Origin of the sequence: Sulfitobacter sp. NFXS29, assembly GCF_040148765.1 — a bacterium.
Lineage (GTDB): Bacteria > Pseudomonadota > Alphaproteobacteria > Rhodobacterales > Rhodobacteraceae > Sulfitobacter.
Map to the genome: position 1 here is coordinate 66,711 of NZ_JAGDED010000006.1, position 24,705 is coordinate 91,415.

A 24,705-nucleotide genomic window follows, 5' to 3' on the forward strand; every position below is an offset into this window, starting at 1 on the left:
CCATGACCTTCGACCGTTCGATCAAGATCGCCCCCTCTATCCTCGCCGCTGATTTCGCCAATTTTGGTGCCGAATGCGAAGCCATTGAGGCCCAAGGCGCGGACTGGGTGCATGTGGATGTGATGGACGGGCATTTTGTGCCCAATATCACTTTCGGCCCCGCCATGTGTGCGGCAATCCGGCCCCATATCAAGGGCGTGATGGACGTGCATCTGATGATCTCGCCCGTCGATCCCTATATCGACGCTTTCGCCAAGGCCGGTGCCGATGTGATCACCGCCCATGTTGAGGCCGGCCCGCATATCCACCGCACCCTGCAAGCGATCCGTGGCGCGGGCGTAAAAGCGGGCGTGGCGCTGAACCCCGGCACGCCAGCAAGTGCTGTGGCAGACATTCTCGACATGACCGATCTGATCTGTGTGATGACAGTGAACCCCGGCTTCGGCGGGCAAAAGTTCATCGATATGACCGCCAAGATCCGCACCCTGCGTGAGATGATCGGCGACCGCCCAATCCACATCGAGATTGACGGCGGCGTTGACCCCAAGACCGCACCACTGGTGGCGCAGGCCGGGGCCGATGTGCTGGTGGCAGGCTCGGCGGCTTTCAAGGGCGGGTCCGTCAGCAACCCCGCGCCTTACGGCGAAAACATCCGCGCGATCCGCGCCGCGGCCGAAGGCACCTACGTCTAAGAACACCTCGGGGCGCGGAGCGAACCGCGCCCTTCCCGCCTACGTAAGTTGATCAGCAAAAGCCGTCAGCAAACGATGCTTGAGGATCTTGCCCGTGGGCGCTGCGGGCAAATCCGTCGCGATGATGATCTGCGCGGGGCGCTTGTAGCCGGTCAGCCGTTCTTTGACAAAGCTGCGCAACTCTTCAACCGTCACATCGTCGCCCGGTGCCACTTGCACAAAGGCCAGCACTTCCTCATCCCCGTCCCGCTGTCGTCCGACCACCGCCGATTGCACCACACGCGGGTGATCGTTCAGCGCGGCCTCGACCTCGGGCGGATAGACGTTAAAGCCGCCGTGGATGATCAGCTCTTTGCTGCGGCCCAGAATATGCAGCCGCCCATTCTCATCGAGCTTGCCCAGATCGCCGGTGTGCAGCCACCCTTCGGCGTCGATTGCTTTGTCGGTCTCTGTCGGGTTGCGGTAGTAGCCCTTCATCACATGGGGGCCGCGCACCAACACCTCCCCTTCGCCTGTGCCATTTCCCCCGGGGGCTTGGTCGTCGATCTTGCATTCGGTGCCGGGTGTGACCGGACCGACGGATGTGTCGGGCGAGCCGAGCGCGTTGCTGGTGGCCGACGCGCCGGAACAGGTCTCGGTCATACCAAATCCGTTTTGCAGCGGCAGTTCATAGAAACCTTCCGCTTTGCGTTTCCATGCCGGGTCAAGCGGTGCGCCCCCCGAAGAGACATAGCGCAGCGTGGGGCTGGCCAGTTTCGCCATGCCGCCCTCGCGGGAGTATTGCATCACCAGCGCGTGCATCTGCGGCACTGCTGGCAGGATCGTCACGTCTTCATGGGTCGCCGCATGGAGTTTCGCCGCCGAGAAACGCGACTCTTGCCGCACCTTCGCACCCGCGCTCACTGCCGCCATCAACACAGAAACCAGCCCGAAAACATGGGTCATCGGCAACACGCCATAGACCACATCGCCGGGCACCATTTGCCGCAGGTCCGCCGAGGCCCGCGCGCCAAAGCGCAGGTTGGAATGGGTCAGCATCACCCCCTTGGGGTCGCCCGTGGTGCCAGTGGTATAAAGCAGCACCGCCACGTCATGCAGATCGGCGTCGGGGCTGCTGGGCAGCGGTGTGGCAAGGTGCAGGCTGCCGAAAGCGCCCGAGACCTCACACGCGTTTAGCCGCGCCGCATGGGCCGCCGCTTCGGGCGAGACATCACAGGTCAGCAGCACCGCCGCGGGGGTGGCGTGATCGATGATGCGGGTGACTTCGGCTTCGGTCTGGCGGGCGTTCACGGGGATCGCCACCGCGTCCAACTCCCACGCGGCATAGAGCGAGGCCACCGCCGCAACGCAGTTTTCCACCATCAAAAGCACGCGGTCGCCCGCCTGCACCCCGGCGCTGCGCAACTCAGCGGCCAAAGCCACACGCGCGCGGTCCAGATCGGCATAGCTCCACGCGGCGCCGCTGGCGTCACTCAGCGCAGGCGCCTCTGGTCGGGTCGCCAATTGCTCCGCTAGAAAATCCTGTACCCTGGCATTCATGGGTGTCTCCTCCTGCCTATCCGCGACCCCCTCCTCCGACGGCCGCTGCCCGGCTAAAACCGGGGCTTTCGTTTTTCCAAAAAGGCCGCGATCCCTTCGGCGGCCTCATCCCCGCCAGCCGCTTGGGCCATGGCGTTGCGTTCGGCATCAAGCTGGTCCGCCTCCTCGGCCTCATAGGCCTGCGCCACCAACTGCCGGATCGCGCCTTGGGCGGCACGCGGCCCGGCGGCGAGCGTATCGGACAGCATCAAGGCCTCGTCCAAGGCTTTGCCTTTGGCGCAGATACGGTTGACCGCGCCGAGTTCGGCAAAGCGCATTGCCATAACGGGACGGCCCAAAAGGCACATCTCCATCGACAAGGGCCGCGGCAAAAGCCGCGCCAGTGAGGCCGTCAGACCGGCATCCGGCACCAACCCCGCCTTCACATAGGCGGCAGTAAACTGCGCCTCTTCACAGGCCACGATCATGTCGCAGGCCAGCGCCAGCGACAGCCCCGCCCCGGCAGCGCCACCTTCGATGGCGGCAATGACAGGCACCGGACAAGCACGCATGGCGCGGACCAATTCATGCAGCCCATCCACCCGCTCGCGGCGCTCAGCCTCGGACAGTTTGCGCCGTTCGATCAGCACGTTGAGGTCACCCCCCGCGCAGAAAAACCGCCCTTCGGAGGTGAGGATCACCGCGCGGATGCGCGGGTCTTCGGCCATGCGCATCGCCTCTTCAATGGCTTCATAAAGCTCTGGCGTGAGCGCCCCACGCTTCTCGGCGTTGCCGTTCCAGACGATCAACCGATCACCGCGGTCTTCGATCCGTGCGCTCATGTTTTTGCCCTTTTGAAAACGCCCGTCGCACGCGACAGCAGCTTGCCCTCGGCATCATGCAACTGGGCCTCGGCATAGAGGATTTTATACCCCCCGCCCGTGACGCGGCCCGTGGCGATGACCTGCCCCTCGCGCACCGCCAAGATGTAATCGGTGGTCAGCGACAGGGTCAGCATCGGCACGAAAGGCCCGCTCATCGCGCAGTGCCGCGCACAGGCAAAGCCTGAGGCCACATCCAAGAGCAGCGTATGCAAGCCGCCGTGCAGCACGCCCGAAACGTTCAGATGCTGCGGGCCCAGATCAAGTGTGACGCGGGTGCTGCCATCGGGGTTCGACAGGTCGGGTTGAAACCCGATGAGCTGCTGAACCCCGCTGGTCGGTGCCTCATGCGGCGGATAGTGCAATGAACCGCTCCAGATGATGATCAACGTCGCCAAAGCGGTGGTCCGCCATGGTGATGCGCTTGGCGATATGGGCCAGTTCGTACTCTTGTGTCATGGCAATGCCGCCGTGCATCTGGATCGTGTCCTCGGCCACCAGACGGCCCACGCGGCCCATCAGGTTCTTGGCGGCTGAGACATGACGCTCGCGGCTGGCGCGGTCGTCGGCAAGATGGCCAGCGGCATTGATCACGGCAGAGCGGGCCTGTTCGAGGTCGATAAACAGGTCCGACATCCGGTGCGCCAGGGCTTGGAAGCTGCCAATCGGGCGGCCAAACTGCTTGCGGGTGCCAAGGTATTCGCGGGTCAGATCACAAGCGGTTTCCATCGCGCCCAGCGTTTCCGCGCAGAGCGCGGTGGTGGCCACGGCCACACGGGCCTCGATGGCGTCAAACGCTTGGCCCGCCTCACCCAAACGGGCGCTTTCGGGCAGGGTCACATCGTCCAGCGTGACTTCGGCGGCGCGGCCACCGGCCAGCAGGGCATAGCCCGTGACGGTGAGCCCTTTGGTATCCGCTGGCACAAGGAAGAGCGAGATGCCCGCCTGATCGCCCGCTTCACCACTTTCGCGGGCAGAGACCACCAGCATGTCGGCAGCCTCGGCATTCGCCACCACGGCCTTGCGACCGTTCAACACGATGGCACCGCCGCTTTGCGACGCGGTGGTGGTGACGCGCTCAAGGTCATAGCGGCTGGTCGGCTCACCATGGGCAAAGGCCAGTTGCAACGTACCGCCGATCAGCGCCTCGATATGTTCCTGCTGCGCTTCACTGCCCAGATCGGCAATTAAGCCGCCAGCCAGCACGGCGCTGTCGAGCAAGGGCTCGACCACACCGGCGCGGCCCAGTTCTTCGAACACGGTGGTCACGTCGAAACCCGCGCCGCCAAAGCCGCCTTGCTCTTCGGTGAAAAGCGCGCCGATGACGCCCAATTCGGCCAAGCCGGTCCAGATGTCAGCAGAGAAACCCGCTTCGCTTTCCAGAATTCCGTTGCGCGTGGCGGTGTCGTATTTATCCCGCAGGAAGCGGCGCAGGCTGTCTTGCAGCATCTGGCGTTCTTCGGTCAGGTCGAAATTCATTTTGCACCTCCCAGCGTTGTCTTGGCGATGATCTGCCGCTGGATTTCGTTGGAGCCGCCAAAGATCGACAGCTTACGGTTGTTGAAATACTGCGCGGCCACCGGGCCGGCCTCGTTCGGATCGGGCAGCGCGTCGTTGCTGCCTGCCACCGCTTCCGAGGCGAAGGGCATCGCATAGACGCCAGCCGTACGGCGCGCGAGATCGTTGATCTCCTGACGGATGATCGTGCCTTTAACCTTGAGCATCGAGGATTCCACCCCCGGTGCCTGCCCTGCGGCGGCCTTGGAGATGATCCGCAGGTTGGTCGTCGCCATCGCCATCAGATCAATCTCGGCCTGTGCCACACGGGCGGCGAAATGCGGGTTCTCGATCAGCGGACGGCCCCCGGCCATTTCGGATTTGGCGATGCGTTTCACGGCCTGAAGACCGGCTTGGGAGAAGCCCACACCGGCGATGTTGGTGCGCTCATGGGTCAGCAGGTACTTGGCGTAGGTCCAGCCCTTGTTCTCTTCGCCGACGAGGTTCTCGGCGGGCACTTTCACGTTGTCAAAGAAGACCTCGTTCACCTCGGCGCCGCCATCCAGCAGGATGATCGGGCGCACGGTGATGCCCGGCGTGTCCATGTCGATCAGCAGGAAGGAGATGCCCTCTTGCTGTTTCACGTCCTTGTCGGTCCGCACGAGGCAGAAGATCATATTGGCGTGTTGGCCCAGCGTGGTCCAAGTCTTCTGACCGTTGACGATGTAATGGTCGCCGTCCTTCACCGCCGTGGTTTTCAGCGAGGCGAGGTCCGACCCGGCGCCCGGCTCAGAGTAGCCCTGACACCACCAGTCTTCGCCCGACAGGATGCGCGGCAGCCAGTAGTCCTGCTGCTCTTTCGAGCCGAACTTCTGCAGCACCGGGGCCAGCATCGACAGGCCAAAGGGCACGATGCGCGGCGCGTGATGGGCTGCGGCCTCTTCCTCGAAAATATGGCGCTGCACGGCGTTCCACGCGGCCCCGCCGAATTCCTTGGGCCAGTTGGTGGCCAGCCAGCCTTGATCGTTCAGGATGGCGTGCCAGCGCTCGTGATCATCCTTCGAAAGCTCCTGCCCACGGCGCACCTTTTCGGAAAGCTCGCTTGGCAGTTTCTCGGTGAGGAATTGACGCACCTCCTCGCGGAAGGCGCGTTCTTCGTCTGTATAGCTCAGGTCCATGTCGGCCCCCTTTAGTAGATTTCGAAGAGGCCAGCCGCCCCCATGCCGCCACCGATGCACATCGTCACGACACCCAGTTTCGCGCCGCGGCGGTGGCCTTCGCGCAGAATGTGGCCGGTCATCCGCGCCCCGGTCATGCCGAAGGGGTGGCCGATGGCAATGGAGCCGCCGTTTACGTTGCACTTGTCGGGGTCGATGCCGAGTTTATCGCGGCAGTAGAGCGCTTGGCTCGCGAAGGCTTCGTTCAGCTCCCACAGGTCAATGTCATCGACGGTCAGCCCGTGACGTTCCAGCAGACGCGGCACGGCAAAGACCGGGCCGATGCCCATTTCATCGGGTTCACAGCCCGCGACGGCGAAGCCTTTGAACGCGCCCATAGCTTGCAGACCCTGCTGCTCAGCCTCTTTGCTGTCCATCAACACGAGGGCTGCGGCGCCATCGGAAAGCTGGCTGGCGTTGCCCGCGGTGATGAATGCCCCCTCGCCGCGCACAGGCGTCAGACCCGCAAGCCCTTCGAGCGTGGTGCCGGGCCGGTTGCATTCATCGCGGTCCACAGTGACCTCGCGGGTGGAGATCTCCTTGGTCTCCTTGTCCTGCACGCCCATGATGGTCTGCATTGGCACGATCTCGTCATCAAAGAGACCGGCCTCTTGCGCGGCAGCGATCAACTGCTGGCTGCGCAGACCGTAGGCGTCCTGATCCTCGCGGGAGATGCCATAGCGTTTCGCGACGATGTCGGCGGTGTCGATCATCGCCATATAGACCTCGGGCTTATGCTCCTTGAGCCAAGCCTCTTTCACCGATTTCACATCCGGCTGGATCAGCGAGATGCTCTCGACCCCGCCTGCAACCATCGGGCCTGCGCCCTCTTGGCAGATTGCGTTGGCGGCCATGGCGACGGTCTGCAGACCGGAAGAACAGAAGCGGTTCACGGTCACGCCCGAGGCGGTCACCGGCAGGCCCGCGCGCAGGGCAATCTGCCGCGCGATGTTCGAACCCGTGGCCCCTTCGGGGTAGCCGCAGCCGATCATCACGTCTTCGATAGCCGAGGGATCGACGCCCGAGCGTTTGACCGCTTCGGCGACGACATGGCCACCCATGGTGGCGCCGTGGGTCATGTTGAACGACCCGCGGAAGGATTTGGCCAGCCCGGTACGGACGGCGGAGACGATGACAGCCTGTTTCATTTGGCAGCTTCCTTGTTCAGATCATCAAAAGTGCGGTTGGTTTTGACCAGTTCGACCAGCAGAGGGGCCGGTTGCCAGAACCACGGGTCTTTCTCGGCAAAGCCTTCGATCGCGGCGAGGACATTGGGCAGGCCCTGAATATCGGCCCATTTCATCGGGCCACCCCAGTAGCGCGGGAAGCCGTAGCCAAAGAGCAGCGTCATATCCACGTCGAGCGGGCGTTTGGCGATGCCCTCTTCCAGCACCTTGGCAGCCTCGTTGACCATGGCGCACATGTAGCGGCGCACGATCTCGGCCTCGGTAAACTCGCGCGGGGTGATGCCGCGCTCCTTCTGCTCTTCCTCGATCAGGCGGCTGATTTCCGGGTTCGGCGTGCCGCCGCGTTTGCCCTTTTCGTAGATGTAGTAGCCTTGGCCGGTCTTCTGGCCGAAGTGGCCCTGCTCGCACAGACGGTCGATATAGGTCGGCACCCGCTCCTCGGGGTGACGCGTGGCGGCCTTGCGCTTGCGCGTGGCCCAGCCGATGTCGAGCCCGGCCAGATCGGCCACCGCGAAGGGGCCCATGGCAAAGCCGAACTTTTCGAGCGCCGCGTCGATCTTGTAGGGGCTGGCACCGTCGAGCACCATGTGGTCCGCCGCGGTGCGGTAGGTGGCGAGGATGCGGTTGCCGATGAAACCATCGCAGACGCCCGCGCGCACGCTGATCTTGCCCAATGCCTTGCCGAGCGCAAAGCCCGTGGCGACCACATCTTTTGCGGTCTTGTCCGCGACGACGACCTCGAGCAGTTTCATCACATGCGCGGGCGAGAAGAAGTGCAGCCCGATGACATCCGCAGGGCGCGAGGTGCTGGCGGCGATCTCGTTCACGTCCAGATAGGAGGTGTTGGAGGCCAGCACGCAGCCCGGCTTGCAGACCGCGTCAAGCTTGCCGAAGACCTGCTTTTTGACGTCCATGTCCTCGAACACGGCTTCGACAACGAGATCGACGTCCGACAGGCTCGCGTAGTCGGTGGAGACCATGAGCGCCTCACCAGTCAGCGTCTCGAACTTCGCTTGGTCGATTTTGCCGCGTTTCAGCGCGCCTTGGAGGTTGCCGGAGATACGGTCGTGTGCGGCCTTGGCGGCTTCGTCCTTCATCTCGATCAGCACGACCGAAAAGCCCGACAGCAGCGCCGCCGTGGCGATGCCCGCGCCCATCGTGCCGCCGCCGATCACGCCGATTGCTTTCAACTCGCGCGGCTCGACACCTTTAAGTTCGGGCAGGTTGCTAACAGCACGCTCAGAGAAGAAGGCGTGGATCATGCCCTGCCGCTGGTCGGTGTTCATCAGTTCCGAGAAGATGCGGCGCTCAGCCTTCATGCCTTCTTCGAAGGGTTTTTCGACACCCGCCTGCACGGCGCGCACGGCCTCGGCGGGGGAAATCTGGCCGCGGCCCTTTTTCAGAGTTGCCTCATAGGCGGCATCCCAGTCGATGGGCGCAGGCGCGGGCATGTCGCAGATCGGGCGCCGCTCGGCACCGCTGTCGAGCAACTCGCGGACATAGGCGAGGCCCACTTCCTGCGGATCGCCCTCTTCCACACGGTCGACGATGCCCATCTCCAGCGCCTGCGGTGCTTTGATGTGGCGGCCTGTGGTGATCGCGTCGAGCGCGGGTTCGACACCGATCAGACGCGGCAGGCGTTGTGTCCCGCCTGCGCCGGGGATCAGGCCGAGGTGCACCTCAGGCAGACCGACGCGAGCCGAGGGCTGGGCGATGCGGTAATGCGCCGAGAGCGCCACTTCGAGGCCACCACCAAGGCTGACGCCATGCATGGAGGCCACGACCAAAAGCGGGGACGCCTCAATGCGGCTGCAGAGGTTCGGCAGATGCGGCTCCATCGGCGGCTTGCCGAATTCGGTGATGTCAGCGCCCGCGATAAAGGCGCGGCCCTCGCCCACGATCATCACCGCGCGCACGCCGTCTTCAGCCTCGGCGCGGTCCATACCCTCGGCCAAACCTTGCCGCACGGCCTGGCTCAGCGCGTTAACGGGCGGGTTTTCGATGCGCAGCACGACGATGTCGTCATGGCGGGAATAGGCGATCTTGACAGTCATGTTGATAACTCCTTGTTCTATCCGCGCCGGGACAGGGCCGGTGCCCGTCCGGTGCGTTGTTCGATGCCGCTGACCACGTCACGCAGCGCTGGCCCCACTTGTGACAGAATGCGGCTGTCGGGCAAGTCACCCGGCAAAGCGCCGCAGGTGAAGGCCACCGGTTCGCCGAATTCCCCTGCGTAATAAGGCACGCTCACGGCGTTGATGCTGCGGGCATAGCGGGTTTCGGGTGGGGCGAGGACAAAGCCCTGCGCCAGCAGTTGTTCATAGCCATCGCGGCGGAAATCGCGCAGCCGGTCGTCAGGGTTAAGCGCTTCAAAACGACCTTCGTCGAGGCTGGCCAGCGTAGCGAGGCCCGAGGACGAGCCATAGACCGGGATGCGGTGCCCCGGCTCTAGCCAGATGGTCGAGGCGGTATGCGGACGCCATGTGCGCACCAGCATCATCCGGTCGCCATCGCGTACGGCGATCAGCGCCAGCGTGCGGGTCTCGTCGGCCAATTGCTGCATCGCGTCCGAGGCCATATCGACAAAGCTCACCGCGACAGAGGCGACCGAGCCGAGCGCAATCGCCGCAGGCCCGAGCCGGAATTTGTCGTTGCGCCCGCCGTGGGCAAGATAGCCCAGTTCACACAGCGTATAGGTCAGCCGCGAAACGGTGGGTTTCGGCAGCCCCGTCCGCTCGGCGATCTGGGCGTGCGACAGCCCGCTGTCACTGGCGCGAAAGGCCCGCAGAATCCCGAGGCCCCGCGCCAGTGTGTTGGCGAACTTGCGGTCGGTGACAGTATCCGACGCCGTCTGCATCATCGCGCGGCCATCGGGATCAAGAGCGAGATCATTGGGAAGGACATGATGAGGATCAGCACGATGAAGTCGACGCTGAGGAACCGAGTGATGCCCGCGAAGATTTTGTCAATCGGTGCCTCACGGCCCACCACATTGGCGATGACAAAGACGTTTAGGCCCACAGGCGGTGTAATCAGGCCGATCTCCAGCAGTTTGATGACCACGACGCCGAACCAGATGAGGTTGAGGTCATAGCTTTCCACCAGCGGGATCATCAGCGGCAGGGTCAGCACCATGATACCGATTGGATCAAGGAACATACCCAGCAGCAGATAGATCAGCGCGATGCAAAGCATCAGCACAACCAGCGACATTTGCGCGTCCGACACGAAACCAACGATGGTGCCCGCGACGCCAGTCAGCGCAACAAAGGCCACAAAAATCTTTGCACTGGCAGCAATCAGGAAGATAGCAGAAGTCTGAACACAGGTTTCTTTTACCGCCTCCCAAAGGCCTGCCCAATCCAGTTTGCGCTGCGCGAAACCGATCAGCGTGGCGGAAACGACGCAGACGGCGGCGGCCTCGGTCGCGGTGAAGATACCGCCGTAGATGCCGCCGATGATCAGCACGAACAGCAAGATCGCGGGCCAGCTATCAAGGGCCGCCTGCCAACGCTCACGCGCGGTGTAGCGCTGGTCGGTCGAGGGTGCGACCGCTGGATCGCGCCAGACCCAGACGGCAATGACCAACACAAAGCCCGCCAGCGTCAGCAGCCCCGGCAGAACACCCGCGAGGAACAGCGACGAGATCGAAGTCTCGGTGAAAATGCCGTAGATGATGAACAGAACCGACGGGGGAATGAGCGAGCCCAAGGTGCCCCCCGCCGCGACCGAAGCCGTGGCCAGACGCGGGTCATAGCCCATGCGCAGCATCTCGGGCGTGCAGATTTTACCCATGGTCGAGGCGCAGGCGATGGATGAACCGGTGATCGCGGAAAACCCGCCGCAGCCCATGACGGAGGCCATGGCCACCCCGCCCGGCAGGCGGGTCAGCCAAACCTTGGCCGCGTGGTAGATTTTCGTCGTGATATCCGCGCGATATGCGATGTGACCAAGCGCCACGAAAAGCGGGATCATCGACAGATCGTAAGAGTGAATGAGGTCAAAGGAGTTCGAAAACACCATCGAGGTGGTCGCCTTGATCGCACGTTCAGGCATGAAAGTGCCGGTGCGGAAGGCGAAGATAAAGAAGGTAGCGACGGTTGCCACTGCCGCCAGCGTGAAGGCAATTGGCACGCGCAGGGCGAGCAGGATCAGAACCGCCGCAAAGGCGATCATACCGATGGTTGAGGCATCCATTACAGCACGTCCTTCTCGGCCAGAAGGTCGGCCGCATGTTGTTGTTCGTCAGAGACCACACCGCCCGAAAGCACGGTGCGCCCGTCACGCCAGGCAAGTTCCGCCAGCCGCAGGAAGGTGGCGACCATGCCGATGAGGAACAGCAGCCGTCCGGGCCATTTTGGCAGGTTGAGATCGCCGTAGAAGAAGCTGCCCTTCTCCACCACGGCGAGGAACTCGCGCGCCCCGGCAAAGATCAGCGGCGACAGCGCCAGCATGCCGATCACCGACCCCGCGACGATCAGCACCGAGCGCGCGCGGTCCGGAAAACGGTCGGTCACAAAGGCGACCGAAACATGCGCGCGCGCAGCGGTCGCGGCGGCGAGGGGCAGCAGGATGGCGGCAACCATGAGCTCGCGCACCATGGTCACCGAATCCGGCACCTGACTGGCAAAGAGCGCGCGGGCGATCACGTTGGAGGTGATCAGCACCCCCAAGGCAATCACCGCCAAAGCGCCCAGTCCCAATAGGATCTTCTCCAGATTTACCAACATATGCTGCCCCTCCCTAGGTTAGCGATCAGTTGCTTTTGGCATCCCAAGGGTAGCCATTGGCATCGCGCTCTTCGGTGTATTTGGTGATCAGACCCTTATACTCCTCAAGCAGTTCTGCACCCGGCAGGCCCGTGGAGTCGGCGGTCTGGACCCATTCGTCGAGGAACTTCTTGCCCGCGTCGACCAGCTGTGCGCGGTCTTCTTCGGGCAGGGTGATGACCTCAACGCCCTGCTCTTTCATCGAGGCAATGGCGGCATCGTTGGCCTCGGTGATCATGCGGCCAAATTCATCGGCCATCTCGGCGCCGACCGTGGCCAGCGTTTCCTGCTGCTCAGGCGTCAGGCTGTCGTGCATGTCTTTGTTCATAAAGATGCCCAAGCCACCAACCTGACCCCAGTCGAGGATCGTGTAGCTGTCCATGACCTCGGCTTGCTTCAGCGCCGCGACGGCATAGCTGTAACCCTGCGAGCAGTCGATCAGACCGGTGTCGAGACCTTGGTAGGCGTCATAGATCGACATGTTGACCATGTTCGCGCCCTGCTCGCCAAAGACCTTGCCGTAAGCGCCCACACCGCGGACTTTCTTGCCCGAGATGTCGTCCACGGATTTGATCGCGCCGCCCTTGCAGCCGATGTTGACCTGGCTGGTGGTCCAGGTGCCGATGTAGACGAGGTTCTTCTCGGCCAGATCTTCCTGAATGGCCTCGCTGGAGCGCATCAGCTCATCGGTGGCGCGCATGCCGACCCAAGCGTCGGGGTTGTTCACCGGCAGATCGGCGATGCCGTAACCGGCCATTTCTTGGGGGTAGTAAACCGCGATGACCGAGCCGGTGTCGGCCACGCCATCGGCGATGGATTGCACAGCGGCGTTGGCTTTGAACAGCGCGCCACCCCACTGGATGTCGAATCGCATGTCGCCGTTTGAGCGTTCGGCGACCTGATCGGCGAACCACTGCAAAGCGTCGGCGCGTGCACCGCGGTTGGGTCCAGCTTCACCGTGAATCAATACAGTTTCAGCGCTTACCGCGCCACCAGCCAGCGCCAGAGCTGCGGCGCAGCTCAGGTGTTTAAAGATTGTCATGTAGGCTCCTCCCAGAGACTTGTTTCGCAATGCAAAACATAGTTTCGCATTTGTCGCAGGTTACGCTAGTCCGCGGACCGAAAGCGATCAAGCGAAACTTCAGCCATCTGAAAACGGAGCGGTTAGGCTGTTGAATTTGTTAAGCGAAAAATGAGCGCGGGCGGCGGTGTGGGAGACAAACGCCCCGCTCTGCACCCCGGAATCGGCTGATCTGATGGATCGGCCCTGTCCGGGAAAACGGTCACGCCGCTGGGGCGTGACCGAAAGGGTTCGAGATTAATACCAGTCACCGAATTTGACTTCGACATCGGTGCCGACCCGTTTGGCGAACTCTTCGGGGTCTTGCGTGCCGCCGTCTTTGCCCCGGAAGTGATAGGGGTAGACGTAAGTCGGTTTAAACTCAGCCACGGCAGAGGCAGCGGCGTTGGAATCCATGGTGAACGGCAGGTTCATGCACACGAATGCCAGCGAGATATCGGTCAGCCCGCGCATCTCGGGCGTGTCTTCGGTGTCGCCCGAAATATAGACGCGGAAGCCGTCGAAGCCGAGGATATAGCCGTTGTCGCGCCCCTCTGGGTGAAACTTCTTGCGCTCTTCGGTGATGTTATAGGCTGGGATCGCGTCGATCGGCAGGCCGTTAAACTCGGTGCTTTCGCCATTGGCGATCTTGCTGGCTTTCGCGGCAAGCGCCCCGGGCAGCATGTCGAAAACGGCGGGGTTGGTGATGATCTGCACCTCATCCCCGGCCAGCGCGGCCAGCGTATCGGCATTGTAGTGGTCGCCATGCTCATGGGTGATGAGGATCAGATCGGCGGCGGGGAAGTCGCTGTATTCGGCGGGCTCGCCCACTGGATCGACATAGATCACCCCCGCGGGCGTCTCCAACACGATAGAGGCGTGGTCGACGGGATGCACCGTGATCGGGCCTGCGCTGGTGTCGAATGTGTCACCGCTATGCGCGGCGGCATGGGCGGCGAAGGGCAGCAGGGTTACGATGCCAGCGGCGGCGGCGGAGGTGGCAAGGAAATGGCGGCGGGTCTGGGACATTTCAGGCTCCTGTTGGTTACTGGAACGGGACATAGCTGCCCCGCCCCGCATTTCAACGCAGCGCCCTTCTTGCGGCAAGCCTATGCCGGACGCAGACCCAGAATCTCACGCGCTTGTGCAGGCGTGGCGATAGGGCGGTCGAATTTCGCACATAAATCAGCCGCCCGCTGGATCAGCGCGGCGTTGGAGGGCGCCAGCCTGTCGCGGTCCAGCCGCACGTTGTCCTCCAGCCCCGCGCGGGTGTGCCCACCCGCGGCGATGGCCCATTCGTTCAACACAATCTGGTTCGGCCCGATCCCGGCGGCACACCACTGCGCATCGGGCGCAAGGCGGTTCAGCGTCTGGATGTAGAAATCAAAGGTCTCACGGTCCACCGGCATGGCGTTTTTCACGCCCATGACGAATTGCACGTAGAGCTGGCCGGGAATGCGCCCGTCGCGGTTCATCTCGGCGGCCTTGTGGATGTGGCTGAGATCAAACGCCTCGATCTCGGGTTTGACCGCGTGGGTTTTCATCTCCGAGGCCAGCCAATCGACCAGTTCCGGCGGGTTCTCATAAACGCGGGTCGGGAAGTTGTTGGACCCGACCGAGAGCGAGGCCATGTCGGGCCGCAGCGAGAGCATCCCGCCCCGCTCCCGCCCCGCGCCCGAGCGCCCGCCGGTGGAGAACTGGATGATCATGCCGGGGCAATGCTTTTGCACGCCTTCCATCAGCCGCGCGAACTTCTCGGGGTCGGAGGACGGGGTCTCGTCGTCGTTGCGCACATGGGCGTGACAAATGGAGGCCCCGGCTTCGAAGGCTGCGTGGGTCGACTCGACCTGCTCGGCGATCGAGATCGGCACGGCGGGGTTGGCGGCTTTGGTGGGCACGGAGCCGGTGATGGCGACGCAGAGGATGCAGGGGGTGGTCATGGGTGGAGGTCCTGTGGAGGGAAAGTTATTTGCGTGGAATGTCACATACCCCGCAGGCGGTGTACATTGGTTAGCGGATAGGATGAGAGGTCAGTGTCCACCACCGCGCCCGAACCGAGGGGCGGGGAAAAGCGACGCGCCCTCCCCCTGGGGGCGGTTCGGGCGCTGCCAAACCCTTGGGGTTTGGTACGATCTCTCACTATCCCCCCAGTATACATAGAAAGAATATGTTGGCATTTCTACCGTCGCATAGCTATATATGGGGTAAGATCTGAACCTAGGCTCAACCTAGTAGTAGGATCTTTTGGCGGGCAGGAAACTGTCCGCCCTTATTTTATATAACGACGACACCCAATTCGTTCTTACTGCTAGCCAAAGTATTTAGAACTGGTTCAAGTCGTTCAAAATACTTCACGGCCCGCTTGCGCCGTATGTAAGAATTAGGCTTCAAGCTTTGATGTAGAAAATAGGCAGCGACATCGCATGCTTGGATCGGCAGCGAGGCTTTTGAGTCCCTTTCAGAAGGATCTTCGATAATTCGCTGTATTGGAATATTCCTATAACCGCTACGTCCTCGATTGGGCACCGGGTTATGCACGGCCATTTTCCTCATCATACTGGAAAGCTTTTTCCCGGCGGTAGCATCTGTAAACACAATTCCGAAAGACCTCTTATAGCCACCCGGATAGTTGCCATGGGTTAGCGTGTTCTCGAATCTCTGGAAAAGCGTTCGCCAAGCTGCTTCGAATATACCGTAGCTATCTGGCTTGTCTCTTTTATCTACCACGATGTTAGTTATAGAAATTGAATTTAGCTTAGCTAACTCGTCTAGGTAGTTCCGCAAAATTGATAGGCGTTCATGCTTCTCGAGACCCTAGGCATTTTTTCGGATGAACTCGGCAGTGTGTATTTCCGCCCTGATAGGAAAATTATATACTTCTTTGAGAGTGCGGCGAAAAGCAAGCTGGGCATCAATAAATTGGCGCCATTCGCTTTCGTGAACAACGATACCCGAAAGGCAGAAATAATCAGTTTGCTTTGTATTGTTCCCTGGGTCCCCACTTTCGTCCACATACATCAAATACATACAAAAATTCCATTGGTCACTCTACTCGCTACAGGTTGCACCTCATCCGAATGATGCGCAAGATCAACTTATGAGAGACCAACGGAGGCAAAAAACCACCTTGACGAGACAATTCAGGCAGATTCAGCCAATACTACATGTAGAAGCACGCCTGCCGAAAAAAGTACTTCAGCGTGCGGGAACGCGCATTGCTGCGCAATACGCTGCCTCCCGCGCGCCCTAAAAATGGCCACCTGCCGGGGCTCCGCCCGTTCACGCCTCAAACGCTCCCCCGGAGCGTTTGCCGGGGCCTAGGCCCCGGACCGGCGTTCACCCATCCATCTTCAGTGCGGAAATAAACGCCTCCTGCGGGATATCCACTTTCCCGAACTGGCGCATTTTCTTCTTACCGGCCTTCTGCTTCTCCAGCAGCTTCTTCTTCCGCGTGGCGTCACCACCGTAACACTTCGCCGTCACGTCCTTGCGCATCGCGGAGAGTGTCTCGCGGGCAATGACCTTGCCACCGATGGCCGCTTGGATCGGGATCTTGAACATGTGGCGCGGGATCAGGTCTTTGAGCTTTTCCACCATCGCTCGGCCACGCATCTCGGCGCGGTCGCGGTGCACCATGGTCGAAAGCGCGTCGACAGGCTCGTCGTTCACAAGGATCTGCATCTTGACCAGATTGTCCTGCCGGTAGCCGATCATCTGGTAGTCAAAACTGGCGTAGCCCTTGGTGACCGACTTCAGCCGGTCGTAGAAATCAAACACCACCTCGTTCAGCGGCAGGTCATAGACGACCATCGCCCGCGAACCAGCATAGGTCAGGTCTTCTTGAATGCCGCGGCGGTCTTGGCAGAGTTTCAGCACGTCGCCGAGGTACTCATCGGGCACTAGGATCGTCGCCTTGATCCGCGGCTCTTGCATGTGGTCCACCAGCGTCATGTCGGGCATGTCGGCGGGGTTGTGCAGCTCCTGCATCTCTCCGTCTTTCATGTGGACGTGATAGATCACCGAAGGCGCGGTGGTGATGAGGTCGATGTCATACTCACGCTCAAGCCGGTCGCGGATCACTTCGAGGTGCAGCAGGCCAAGGAAACCGCAGCGGAAGCCAAAGCCAAGCGCGGCAGAGGTTTCCATCTCATAGGTGAAGGAGGCATCGTTCAAGGCGAGCTTTTCGATCGCATCGCGCATGTCCTCGAAGTCATTGGCATCGACCGGGAAGAGACCACAGAACACCACCGGCACCGAAGGCTTAAAGCCCGGCAGCGGGGTCTCACACTTGCGCTTCTCATGGGTGATCGTGTCGCCGACGCGGGTGTCGCGGACCTGCTTGATCGAGGCGTTGAGATAACCGATCTCGCCGGGGCCGAGGCTTTCGACGCCGGTCATCTTGGGCCGGTAAACGCCCACATCATCCACGTCATAGGTGCCGCCGGTCTTAATCATGCGAATGCGGTCGCCCTTTTTCAGGGTGCCGTCGATGATCCGGACGATACAGATCACGCCGAGGTATTGGTCATATTTACTGTCCACCAGCATCGCTTTGAGCGGCGCATCGGGGTCGCCGCCCTTAGGGGCGGGCAGTTTATTGACGATCGCTTCCAGCACGTCGGGGATGCCGACGCCGGTCTTGGCAGAGATCAGGCAGGCCTCGGAGGCGTCGATGCCGATCACATCCTCAATCTGTTCGCGCACGCGGTCGGGGTCAGAGGCGGGCAGGTCGACCTTGTTCAAAACCGGCACAATCTCATGATCCGCATCGATGGCGGTATAGACATTGGCCAACGTCTGCGCCTCGACGCCCTGGGTGGCGTCGACCACCAGCAGCGAGCCTTCGACCGCATGCATGGAGCGCGCGACTTCATAGGCGAAGTCGACGTGTCCGGGCGTGTCGATCAGGTTCAACACATAGGTCTTGCCGTCCTTGGCAGGGTATTCGATGCGGACGGTGTTGGCCTTGATGGTGATGCCCCGCTCCCGCTCGATATCCATGTTGTCCAGAAGCTGGCTTTGCATGTCGCGTTCGGCGACCGTGCCGGTGAGTTGGATCAACCGGTCGGCCAGCGTGGATTTGCCGTGGTCGATATGCGCCACGATGGAGAAATTGCGGATGTTTTCAAGCGGTGTCATGCAAGGGGATATGGCGCAGTGCCGCGCCTGCGTCAATTGGCCTTGAGCGTGCCAGAGCCCGCTTCGCGCCCTTCACGGCGCTTTATCGCAGGCCAAGGCGCTTTGCCCCCCAAAGGAGAATTGCGCGAAGCCCCATTTTCCGGCATAGTGACGGGCAGAGCAGACCGGGCCGACAAGGGGAAAACCCCATGGTCCAAAACAATAGGGCAAATCAATGCGGACAGTTGCAAGTTTGATGGCGCTCGTCGTCTTGGCGGGTTGTGGCGGATCACGTTATTCCAGCGATGCCGCCGTGGGACGTTTCTCCCCGACGCCGGTGCTTTTCGCCACGGGACCCATTCAAAAGGCTTGTCTGGCCGATGGGCGCCGCGGCTCCAGCCATGCGCGTTGTGGCTGCGTACAAGCGGTGGCGGATCAGACGTTGTCGCGCTCGGATCAGCGCCAAGGCGCCAAGATTTTCCGCGATCCCCACCGTTTGCAGGAAATGCGTCAGTCCGACAACAAAAGCGACAACGCCTTCTGGAGCACTTGGAAAGCCTATGGCCAGAGCGCCGCCGCGGCCTGCTCCAACACCTGATAGCTCAGCTTTCGCTGGGCGGCGGGCCGAAGCGATCAATCAGCCGTCCGACGATCTGATCGCGGGCGGCGCGAAACTGGGTGAGCTTGGCCTCGCGGCTCTCACCCAGTCCCGTGGGATCAAGGATCGGCCAATATTCCACGTCGAGATGGTAAAACCGCGTCAGTTCCAGCGCCCGGCGCTGGCTGGCGGGGCTCAGCGCGATGACCAGATCGAATGACCCCAGATCGTCGCCCCATTCTTCCATCTCATCGAAACTGCGGCTGCGGTGCCGGTCCAACTCCACATCCAATTCACTGCACACGGCGATGGAAAAGCCGTCGATCTCCATGTCGTTCTTGACGCCCACGGACTGCACATAGGTGCCGGTGCCGTAGAATTTCTTCATCAAGCCTTCGGCCATGGGCGAACGGACGGCGTTATGGTCGCAGCAGAAGAGAACGGATTGAGGCAGCAGCTGCGTCATTTATCCGCCGAAATGCAAAACGCAGATCAGGGTAAAGAGCCGCCGCGCGGTGTCGGTGTCGATCTCGGCCTTGCCCGACAGGCGCTCTTGCAGCACGCGGGAGCCTTCGTTGTGGATGCCGCGCCGCGCCATGTCGATCGTCTCAATCTGGCTGGGGGGCAGTTTCTTGACCGCCTCGAAATAGCTTTCGCAGATTTGGAAGTAATCCTTCACCACCTGCCGGAAGGGGCCGAGCGAGAGATGGAATTCGGCGGCCTTTTCAGCCGCTTCGGTCTCCACATCGAAGACCAGCCGCTTGTCACGTATGGACAGGGACAGATGATAGGGCCCTTCGGGCACTGGGCCCTTCTCTCGTTCAGGCAGGACAAAGCTGTTCTCTTCCAGCAGGTCGAACATGGCCACCTTACGCTCCTGATCAATCTCAGGCGTGGGGGGCGGCATGTTCGCGTCATCAAGCGCGATATGGGTGATGCGGGTCATGGACGCATCCTTTTTGCTGGCGATACCATTTCGTGGATAGCGCAGCGGTGGGAAGGGGGCAATGCGCGAGAGCATGCCCGGTGGCAAATGTCGCGCCCGGTGGGCACAGCGGGCAGCGCCCTGCCTCCTGCGCAGGCGGCTTCTGCGCCCCCTGCCCCCCCCCGGTGCTCTAGTCGTTCAGCTTGCGCAGCCGCGCGGTGACCGACAGGCCATGCGCCTCAAGGCTCTCTGACTGGGCCAAACGTTCTGCCGCCGGGCCGATGGCTTTGAGGGCTTCGGGCGACATCTGGGCCAATGTGGTGCGCTTCATGAAATCCAACACCGATAGCCCCGAAGAGAAGCGCGCCGACCGCGCCGTGGGCAGAACGTGGTTCGGCCCGCCGACGTAATCTCCAATCGCCTCGGGCGTCCATTGGCCAAGGAAGATCGCGCCCGCATGGGTGATCTTTTCCGACAGCGCCTTTGGATCCGCCACGCAGAGTTCAAGGTGTTCCGGCGCGATCCGGTTGCTGAGCGCCGCCGCGGCGTCGAGGTCAGCCACGGTGATGATCGCACCATTGTCGCGCCAGCTTGCGCTCGCGATGGCGCGCCGCTCAAGGGTGAGTAGGCGTTTTTCGACCGCCTCTTCCACCGCGCGGGCAAAGGCGGGGTCGGTGGTGATCAGAATGCTCTGCGCGCTCTCGTCGTGCTCGGCTTGGCTAAGCAGATCGAGGGCGATGAAATCGGCATCGTTGTCGCCATCGGCGATGACGAGGATCTCGGAGGGGCCGGCGATCATGTCGATGCCGACTTTGCCAAAAACGCGCCGCTTGGCGGCAGCGACGAAAGCGTTGCCGGGGCCGGTGATCTTGTCCACCGGGGGGATCGTATCGGTGCCATAGGCCAGCGCCGCCACGGCCTGCGCGCCGCCGATGCGGTAAATCTCATCCACCCCGGCGATGCGGGCGGCCAGCAACACAAGCGGGTTCAAAACGCCATCGGGCGTGGGCACGACCATGGCCAAACGCTCGACCCCCGCCACCTTGGCCGGGACCGCGTTCATCAGGACCGAGGACGGATAGCTCGCCAGCCCGCCCGGCACATAAAGGCCAGCGGCGGAAACCGGCGTCCAGCGCCAACCCAGCGTGGCGCCGTCGGGATCCGTCCACTCTGCGTCTTCGGGCAGCTGCCGTGCGTGATAGGCGCGGATGCGGTCGGCGGCCAGTTCCAGCGCCTTGCGGTCCTCGGGGGAGACTTCGGCAACGGCGGCATCAACCTCGGCAACACTGATGCGCAGGCTGTCGGGGGTAAGGGTCACGCGGTCGAACTTTTGCGACAGGTCGATCACGGCAGCATCGCCCCGCGCACGCACATCGGCGATGATCTCGGCCACCACGGCATCGACATCGGGGCTGTCTTCGCGCTTGGCGTTCAGCAGTTTGTCAAAGGCCGCTTCGAAATCGGGGGCGGAGGCATCAAGGGTGACGGGCATGGGATCAGGCTTTCGAAAAGGGGGCCGCCGCAGCGGGCTGGCCCAAAGGTATCAAGGCGCGGAAGGACGGCGCAGGCTGGGCTCGGCCCGCAGGCCCGATGTTTTGACAGCGGCACTGGGGGCGGCGCGCTGCGCCAAACGCATGGCGCGGGTATCTTGGGCGTTGTCGAACACGGCGCGCGCGACATGGGCTGCCAGAATGGCAAACAGCCCGCCCGCAATCGCCGCGGCAGGGGCCAAAAGCCCCGGCAAGGTGACCGTGCCCAACAGATGCCGCACCGCCAGCGCCACGCCGAGCAGCAGCAGCGCCCAACCGGTCGCCTCGGTCATCAGGGCCGCCACGCGGCCCCGCGTAAATCTCGTCTGCTTTAGTTCAGGCATCTTGCGATCCTTGCCACCGTGACGGGATGTCACTCGGGGTGAACGGGCTTTTTCTTTGAAGGGGCCACATAGGGACGTGTCACATCCTTGAGCGTCACTTCCAGCGCCTCAACCTCCAACCGGATCGCACCATCCCCGGCCAAGGTCAGCGTGACATGACCCGAAGGCGCATCGGTTTCCTCGAACGTGATGTCGAGCAGGGATAGGATGGTATCGGCATCGCCCTTGGGCACGCCTTGGCTTGCCACACGCTGCACGTTGTTGAACATCAGCACCGATTGCACCCGCTCGGGCGCGTGACGTGCAGCCCCCGTATCCTCATGCCGCAGCCGGTTCAGCAGCAGCGCGAAACGCGCGCCCGTGCGGTGCCAGCGCATTTCCGAGGCAGGAAATACCGCATCTTGCGTGAGCGAGGCGATCACCGTGAGATCCTCGGCGTCCAATGCGCCGAGGTTCAACGGCGCTTCGCGGCCATCTTCGAAACGTGCATCTTCGGTCATTTGCTGCTGATCCTTTCGATATCCGCCCCCACGCCGCGCAGCTTGGACACCACATGCTCATAGCCGCGATCAAGATGGTAGACCCGGCTTACCGTGGTCTCTCCGTTGGCGGCCAACCCGGCGAGGATGAGTGAGATCGACGCCCGCAGATCGGTCGCCATGACCGGCGCGCCTTTGAGCTTTTCAACCCCGGTGACCTTGGCCGTGCCGCCGTGCACATCAATCCGCGCGCCCATGCGGATCAATTCCGGGGCGTGCATGAAGCGGTTCTCGAAAATCTTCTCTTCCAGTACAGAAGTCCCTTCGGCAGTGCAGAGCAACGCCATCATCTGTGCCTGAAGGTCGGTCGGGAAGCCGGGGAAAGGCTCTGTCGTGACATCCACCGCCGAGATGCGGCCATTGCGCCGCGCCACTTTGAGGCCAGCCTGCGTCTCAGTCACCTCGATCCCTGCCGCATCCAGCTTTTCGCAGAACGCCTGCAACAGGTCGATCCGCCCGCCCAGCAGTTCCACTTCGCCGCCGCAAAAGGCTGGCGCCAGCATATAGGTGCCAAGCTCAATACGGTCGGTCACCACCTTATGGGTCGCGCCATGCAGGCTGTCGACGCCCTGAATGGTGATGTTCGGCGTGCCATCGCCTTCGATTTGCGCGCCCATGGCCCGCAGACAGTCCGCCAGATCGACGATCTCAGGCTCCCGCGCGGCGTTGTTGATAACGGTGGTCCCCTTGGCCAGCGTAGCGGCCATCAAGATATTCTCGGTCGCCCCGACAGAGGCAAAGGGGAAATCGATCACGGCGCCCTTAAGCTTGCCGCCCTCGGCCTTGGCGTAGAGATAGCCATCGCGCAGATCGATCTCTGCCCCCATCTTGGCCAGCCCATCGGTATGGATATCCATCGGACGCGCGCCAATCGCGCAGCCGCCGGGCAGCGAGACTTCGGCATGGCCTTCCCGCGCCAGCAACGGACCCAGCACAAGGTTAGAAGCGCGCATCTTGCGCACAATGTCATATTCCGCACGGGTATTGATTGGCCCGTGGCTGGCCATCGTGATGACTTTGCCGTCTTGCATTGAGGTGACTTCCGCCCCCAGAGAGCGCAGCAGTTCGGTCATGGTGCGGATGTCGCTCAGCCGCGGCGCGTTGGTCAACGTCAGCGGCTCTTCGCTCAGCAATGTTGCGGGCATCAGCGCCAGACAGGCGTTCTTGGCCCCCGCGATGGGAATTTGCCCGTTCAGCGCACCGCCGCCTTTGACCAGAATGGAATCCATCGTTCAGCTGTCCTTTTCCGACCCGTCGGGGCCATTGCCTGTATCCTGCGCCACATCCTCGGCCCGCGCACGGGCCTGCGCCTTGCGCCGGGCCATATTGGCCTTGAGCGCAGCCTTCAGCCGCGCCTCCCGCGCAGAGGGTGTTTTCGCGTTCTTTTCCGGGGCGTTTTGCTTTGCCATGCCGCCTATCTAGCGCAGGGTGCAAGAAGGGTCCAGATCAGGGGTTGCACCCCCTTTCGATTGCGGCTAATCACCCGCCCACGGCGCTGCTGTAGCTCAGAGGTAGAGCACTCCCTTGGTAAGGGAGAGGTCGAGAGTTCAATTCTCTCCAGCAGCACCATTTACCTTTTACTCCGCTAGATATGACACCCCTCGCATGGGCGTTAGTCTCTCGACTTACGCCCACCGCCGCGGATCCGCAGCACCGCGCCGATTCGACACCCCAGCCCCGATTACACGCGACCGGGATGCCCAAATCTCAGATCACGTTACGAAGCCTCGAAGGCACCGCAGGCAATGCGCGAGCCCGCATCGCCGGAGGGCTGCGATTCGTAGTCGTCCGCACCGCTGTGAATAATGAAAGCCGCGCCGTCGTCATCTTGGATCATGGTCTCGATATCGAGCAGATCGAGAAAGACTTCGGCCTGAAGCACGCCATCTTCCCCCACTACCATATTGGGCATGTCACCCGGATGCGGCCCACCTTCGACGAGCACACCATGCTTATGGTCCCCCGCGATATGACCCCCAGCAGATTTGAAATCATCTGCGGAACAATCGCCGGTTTCATGCAAGTGCACGCCATGGGTGCCTGTGGGCACGCCCGTCACGTCTATCTTGACCAAGGTCCGGCCCGAGGCGGTGGTGTTCAGGGTAACACTGCCCGAGATATCATCCGAATTGCCCGCCACCTGAGCGGATGCTGCCGTTTGCATATGGCCTTCGGCCTGCGCCGCCACGGCGCCCGTTGTGGCCAAAGCGGCCCCGAGTAGGATATTGCGCAGATACATGGCTTCCTCCGTTGGGTTATATGTCGATGACGGCTCAACCCACCCGGCCCGCGTCGGGTTCCTCTTGATGCAGGGCAAGGCTTACCCCTATAAGCGGCCGAGTGCTCCCTTAGCTCAGCTGGATAGAGCAGCCGACTTCTAATCGGCAGGTCGAGGGTTCGAATCCTTCAGGGAGCGCCAATTTCCGCCACGCCTACCTGCGCCCCGGCTACCGGGCGCGAACCCGCCTACCCGCGCGCGAAATCGTCAATCGCTGCTGCGATCAGATGCGGAAAAGTGGGTTTGCCGAGCATGGCAATCGGTTCAAGCGCTCTCAGCCGTGTTTGGGTCGGTTCGTCCAGGTTGCCGCTCATGAAGATGCAGCGGATATTGTGTTCGCTCAGCAACCACCGCGCGAGGTCCTCGCCGGATTCTCCATTCGCCAGACGGAGGTCCATGAACGCCAAGTCCGGACGGGACTGCGTCACCACCTCCCGGCAGGTCGCGAAATCCTTGACCGGGCCAAGAACGGAATGCTGAAGCTGTTCGAGCTGCATCTGAAGGTCTAGCGCAATCAGAAATTCATCTTCGACGATCAGAATATTCACCGGGA

At 62.1% G+C, this 24,705-nt stretch carries 25 protein-coding genes, 2 tRNA genes and 1 pseudogene; 4 read left to right on the forward strand and 24 right to left on the reverse strand.

The features are described from left to right. Positions 1-2 precede the first annotated feature (2 nt). The gene (rpe, locus tag J3456_RS11115) at positions 3-692 is read left to right on the forward strand and encodes a ribulose-phosphate 3-epimerase (protein WP_349580311.1); all 690 of its coding nucleotides are present in this window, start codon (positions 3-5) and stop codon (positions 690-692) included. Between the two features lie 39 nt (positions 693-731). Here the strand turns inward: rpe and J3456_RS11120 are convergent, their stop codons facing one another. The 15 genes and pseudogenes from J3456_RS11120 to lepA all read right to left on the reverse strand — a co-directional run bounded on the left by J3456_RS11120 (position 732) and on the right by lepA (position 17,960). After that, positions 732-2,231, reverse strand: coding sequence for a class I adenylate-forming enzyme family protein (locus J3456_RS11120; RefSeq protein WP_349580312.1), 1,500 nt, complete (start codon positions 2,229-2,231; stop codon positions 732-734). Between the two features lie 53 nt (positions 2,232-2,284). Beyond that, positions 2,285-3,052, reverse strand: a complete 768-nt coding sequence (locus J3456_RS11125; protein WP_349580313.1) for an oxepin-CoA hydrolase, alternative type — start codon at positions 3,050-3,052, stop codon at positions 2,285-2,287. Further along, a complete protein-coding gene (locus J3456_RS11130) occupies positions 3,049-3,456 on the reverse strand; it encodes a PaaI family thioesterase (protein WP_349580314.1) in 408 nt (135 codons plus the stop codon). Before J3456_RS11130 ends, J3456_RS11125 begins: the two co-directional genes overlap by 4 nt. Continuing rightward, entirely contained in the window at positions 3,437-4,570 is a 1,134-nt protein-coding gene (locus tag J3456_RS11135; RefSeq protein WP_349580315.1) for an acyl-CoA dehydrogenase family protein, read from the reverse strand. The genes J3456_RS11130 and J3456_RS11135 overlap by 20 nt, the downstream gene beginning before the upstream one ends. After that, positions 4,567-5,766, reverse strand: coding sequence for an acyl-CoA dehydrogenase family protein (locus J3456_RS11140; protein WP_349580316.1), 1,200 nt, complete (start codon positions 5,764-5,766; stop codon positions 4,567-4,569). Before J3456_RS11140 ends, J3456_RS11135 begins: the two co-directional genes overlap by 4 nt. A gap of 11 nt (positions 5,767-5,777) precedes the next feature. Continuing rightward, positions 5,778-6,953: an acetyl-CoA C-acyltransferase gene (locus J3456_RS11145; RefSeq protein ID WP_349580317.1), complete on the reverse strand. Its 1,176-nt coding sequence runs from the start codon at positions 6,951-6,953 to the stop codon at positions 5,778-5,780. Next, positions 6,950-9,046 carry a 3-hydroxyacyl-CoA dehydrogenase NAD-binding domain-containing protein gene (locus tag J3456_RS11150; RefSeq protein ID WP_349580318.1) on the reverse strand — a complete coding sequence of 699 codons (2,097 nt, stop codon included), beginning with the start codon at positions 9,044-9,046 and terminating at the stop codon, positions 6,950-6,952. Before J3456_RS11150 ends, J3456_RS11145 begins: the two co-directional genes overlap by 4 nt. A 17-nt stretch (positions 9,047-9,063) precedes the next feature. Continuing rightward, positions 9,064-9,852: an IclR family transcriptional regulator gene (locus J3456_RS11155; RefSeq protein WP_349580319.1), complete on the reverse strand. Its 789-nt coding sequence runs from the start codon at positions 9,850-9,852 to the stop codon at positions 9,064-9,066. Then, positions 9,849-11,189, reverse strand: a complete 1,341-nt coding sequence (locus J3456_RS11160; protein WP_339636230.1) for a TRAP transporter large permease — start codon at positions 11,187-11,189, stop codon at positions 9,849-9,851. The genes J3456_RS11155 and J3456_RS11160 overlap by 4 nt, the downstream gene beginning before the upstream one ends. Then, positions 11,189-11,722, reverse strand: a complete 534-nt coding sequence (locus J3456_RS11165) for a TRAP transporter small permease (RefSeq protein ID WP_349580320.1) — start codon at positions 11,720-11,722, stop codon at positions 11,189-11,191. Before J3456_RS11165 ends, J3456_RS11160 begins: the two co-directional genes overlap by 1 nt. A gap of 25 nt (positions 11,723-11,747) precedes the next feature. Next, positions 11,748-12,803 (reverse strand): C4-dicarboxylate TRAP transporter substrate-binding protein, encoded by a 1,056-nt coding sequence (locus J3456_RS11170; RefSeq protein ID WP_349580321.1) that lies wholly within the window; start codon positions 12,801-12,803, stop codon positions 11,748-11,750. 276 nt (positions 12,804-13,079) lie between these two features. Next, the gene (locus J3456_RS11175; protein ID WP_349580322.1) at positions 13,080-13,850 is read right to left on the reverse strand and encodes an MBL fold metallo-hydrolase; all 771 of its coding nucleotides are present in this window, start codon (positions 13,848-13,850) and stop codon (positions 13,080-13,082) included. Positions 13,851-13,930: 80 nt separating this feature from the next. Further along, positions 13,931-14,761 carry a 3-oxoadipate:acetyl-CoA acetyltransferase gene (locus tag J3456_RS11180; protein WP_349580323.1) on the reverse strand — a complete coding sequence of 277 codons (831 nt, stop codon included), beginning with the start codon at positions 14,759-14,761 and terminating at the stop codon, positions 13,931-13,933. A 334-nt stretch (positions 14,762-15,095) separates the two neighbouring features. Continuing rightward, a pseudogene (locus tag J3456_RS19425) lies at positions 15,096-15,848 on the reverse strand (DUF3800 domain-containing protein). Positions 15,849-16,157: 309 nt separating this feature from the next. Next, the gene (gene lepA, locus J3456_RS11190) at positions 16,158-17,960 is read right to left on the reverse strand and encodes a translation elongation factor 4 (RefSeq protein ID WP_349580325.1); all 1,803 of its coding nucleotides are present in this window, start codon (positions 17,958-17,960) and stop codon (positions 16,158-16,160) included. A 214-nt stretch (positions 17,961-18,174) separates the two neighbouring features. Between lepA and J3456_RS11195 the strand changes: the two genes are divergently transcribed. Further along, on the forward strand, positions 18,175-18,537 hold the full coding sequence (locus tag J3456_RS11195) for a hypothetical protein (RefSeq protein WP_067623915.1): 363 nt from the start codon (positions 18,175-18,177) through the stop codon (positions 18,535-18,537). A gap of 4 nt (positions 18,538-18,541) precedes the next feature. Here the strand turns inward: J3456_RS11195 and J3456_RS11200 are convergent, their stop codons facing one another. The 7 genes from J3456_RS11200 to J3456_RS11230 all read right to left on the reverse strand — a co-directional run bounded on the left by J3456_RS11200 (position 18,542) and on the right by J3456_RS11230 (position 23,283). Beyond that, complete coding sequence (locus J3456_RS11200; protein WP_349580326.1) at positions 18,542-19,003, reverse strand: arsenate-mycothiol transferase ArsC; 462 nt, start codon at positions 19,001-19,003, stop codon at positions 18,542-18,544. Then, the gene (locus tag J3456_RS11205; RefSeq protein ID WP_260012785.1) at positions 19,004-19,507 is read right to left on the reverse strand and encodes a UPF0262 family protein; all 504 of its coding nucleotides are present in this window, start codon (positions 19,505-19,507) and stop codon (positions 19,004-19,006) included. A gap of 145 nt (positions 19,508-19,652) precedes the next feature. Further along, on the reverse strand, positions 19,653-20,954 hold the full coding sequence (gene hisD, locus J3456_RS11210; RefSeq protein WP_349580327.1) for a histidinol dehydrogenase: 1,302 nt from the start codon (positions 20,952-20,954) through the stop codon (positions 19,653-19,655). 51 nt (positions 20,955-21,005) lie between these two features. Beyond that, a complete protein-coding gene (locus tag J3456_RS11215) occupies positions 21,006-21,335 on the reverse strand; it encodes a hypothetical protein (protein ID WP_349580328.1) in 330 nt (109 codons plus the stop codon). Positions 21,336-21,364: 29 nt separating this feature from the next. Next, positions 21,365-21,835 (reverse strand): DUF2948 family protein, encoded by a 471-nt coding sequence (locus tag J3456_RS11220; protein WP_349580329.1) that lies wholly within the window; start codon positions 21,833-21,835, stop codon positions 21,365-21,367. Then, positions 21,832-23,103 carry a UDP-N-acetylglucosamine 1-carboxyvinyltransferase gene (gene murA / locus J3456_RS11225; protein WP_349580330.1) on the reverse strand — a complete coding sequence of 424 codons (1,272 nt, stop codon included), beginning with the start codon at positions 23,101-23,103 and terminating at the stop codon, positions 21,832-21,834. Before murA ends, J3456_RS11220 begins: the two co-directional genes overlap by 4 nt. A gap of 3 nt (positions 23,104-23,106) precedes the next feature. Continuing rightward, positions 23,107-23,283, reverse strand: a complete 177-nt coding sequence (locus J3456_RS11230) for a hypothetical protein (RefSeq protein ID WP_162931795.1) — start codon at positions 23,281-23,283, stop codon at positions 23,107-23,109. Between the two features lie 85 nt (positions 23,284-23,368). Between J3456_RS11230 and J3456_RS11235 the strand changes: the two genes are divergently transcribed. Further along, a tRNA-Thr gene (locus J3456_RS11235) sits at positions 23,369-23,443 on the forward strand. A 148-nt stretch (positions 23,444-23,591) separates the two neighbouring features. On the opposite strand, the gene J3456_RS11240 is transcribed toward J3456_RS11235, so the two are convergent. Continuing rightward, on the reverse strand, positions 23,592-24,113 hold the full coding sequence (locus J3456_RS11240; RefSeq protein WP_349580331.1) for a superoxide dismutase family protein: 522 nt from the start codon (positions 24,111-24,113) through the stop codon (positions 23,592-23,594). A gap of 103 nt (positions 24,114-24,216) precedes the next feature. Here J3456_RS11240 and J3456_RS11245 point away from each other — a divergent pair. After that, positions 24,217-24,293: transfer RNA gene (locus tag J3456_RS11245), tRNA-Arg, on the forward strand. A gap of 47 nt (positions 24,294-24,340) precedes the next feature. Here the strand turns inward: J3456_RS11245 and J3456_RS11250 are convergent. Next, a complete protein-coding gene (locus tag J3456_RS11250; RefSeq protein WP_349580332.1) occupies positions 24,341-24,700 on the reverse strand; it encodes a response regulator in 360 nt (119 codons plus the stop codon). Positions 24,701-24,705 lie beyond the last annotated feature (5 nt).

Coding starts and splice junctions, on each gene's coding strand:
- J3456_RS11145 (WP_349580317.1), bottom strand. CDS start 6,953: ATGAAACAGGCTGTCATCGTCTCCGCCGTCCGTACCGGGCTGGCCAAA.
- J3456_RS11155 (WP_349580319.1), bottom strand. CDS start 9,852: ATGATGCAGACGGCGTCGGATACTGTCACCGACCGCAAGTTCGCCAAC.
- J3456_RS11175 (WP_349580322.1), bottom strand. CDS start 13,850: ATGTCCCAGACCCGCCGCCATTTCCTTGCCACCTCCGCCGCCGCCGCT.
- J3456_RS11230 (WP_162931795.1), bottom strand. CDS start 23,283: ATGGCAAAGCAAAACGCCCCGGAAAAGAACGCGAAAACACCCTCTGCG.
- J3456_RS11135 (WP_349580315.1), bottom strand. CDS start 4,570: ATGAATTTCGACCTGACCGAAGAACGCCAGATGCTGCAAGACAGCCTG.
- hisD (WP_349580327.1), bottom strand. CDS start 20,954: ATGCCCGTCACCCTTGATGCCTCCGCCCCCGATTTCGAAGCGGCCTTT.
- lepA (WP_349580325.1), bottom strand. CDS start 17,960: ATGACACCGCTTGAAAACATCCGCAATTTCTCCATCGTGGCGCATATC.
- J3456_RS11150 (WP_349580318.1), bottom strand. CDS start 9,046: ATGACTGTCAAGATCGCCTATTCCCGCCATGACGACATCGTCGTGCTG.
- J3456_RS11120 (WP_349580312.1), bottom strand. CDS start 2,231: ATGAATGCCAGGGTACAGGATTTTCTAGCGGAGCAATTGGCGACCCGA.
- J3456_RS11240 (WP_349580331.1), bottom strand. CDS start 24,113: ATGTATCTGCGCAATATCCTACTCGGGGCCGCTTTGGCCACAACGGGC.
- murA (WP_349580330.1), bottom strand. CDS start 23,103: ATGGATTCCATTCTGGTCAAAGGCGGCGGTGCGCTGAACGGGCAAATT.
- J3456_RS11170 (WP_349580321.1), bottom strand. CDS start 12,803: ATGACAATCTTTAAACACCTGAGCTGCGCCGCAGCTCTGGCGCTGGCT.
- J3456_RS11200 (WP_349580326.1), bottom strand. CDS start 19,003: ATGACGCAGCTGCTGCCTCAATCCGTTCTCTTCTGCTGCGACCATAAC.
- J3456_RS11180 (WP_349580323.1), bottom strand. CDS start 14,761: ATGACCACCCCCTGCATCCTCTGCGTCGCCATCACCGGCTCCGTGCCC.
- J3456_RS11195 (WP_067623915.1), top strand. CDS start 18,175: ATGCGGACAGTTGCAAGTTTGATGGCGCTCGTCGTCTTGGCGGGTTGT.
- J3456_RS11165 (WP_349580320.1), bottom strand. CDS start 11,722: ATGTTGGTAAATCTGGAGAAGATCCTATTGGGACTGGGCGCTTTGGCG.
- J3456_RS11215 (WP_349580328.1), bottom strand. CDS start 21,335: ATGCCTGAACTAAAGCAGACGAGATTTACGCGGGGCCGCGTGGCGGCC.
- rpe (WP_349580311.1), top strand. CDS start 3: ATGACCTTCGACCGTTCGATCAAGATCGCCCCCTCTATCCTCGCCGCT.
- J3456_RS11140 (WP_349580316.1), bottom strand. CDS start 5,766: ATGGACCTGAGCTATACAGACGAAGAACGCGCCTTCCGCGAGGAGGTG.
- J3456_RS11160 (WP_339636230.1), bottom strand. CDS start 11,189: ATGGATGCCTCAACCATCGGTATGATCGCCTTTGCGGCGGTTCTGATC.
- J3456_RS11125 (WP_349580313.1), bottom strand. CDS start 3,052: ATGAGCGCACGGATCGAAGACCGCGGTGATCGGTTGATCGTCTGGAAC.
- J3456_RS11220 (WP_349580329.1), bottom strand. CDS start 21,835: ATGACCGAAGATGCACGTTTCGAAGATGGCCGCGAAGCGCCGTTGAAC.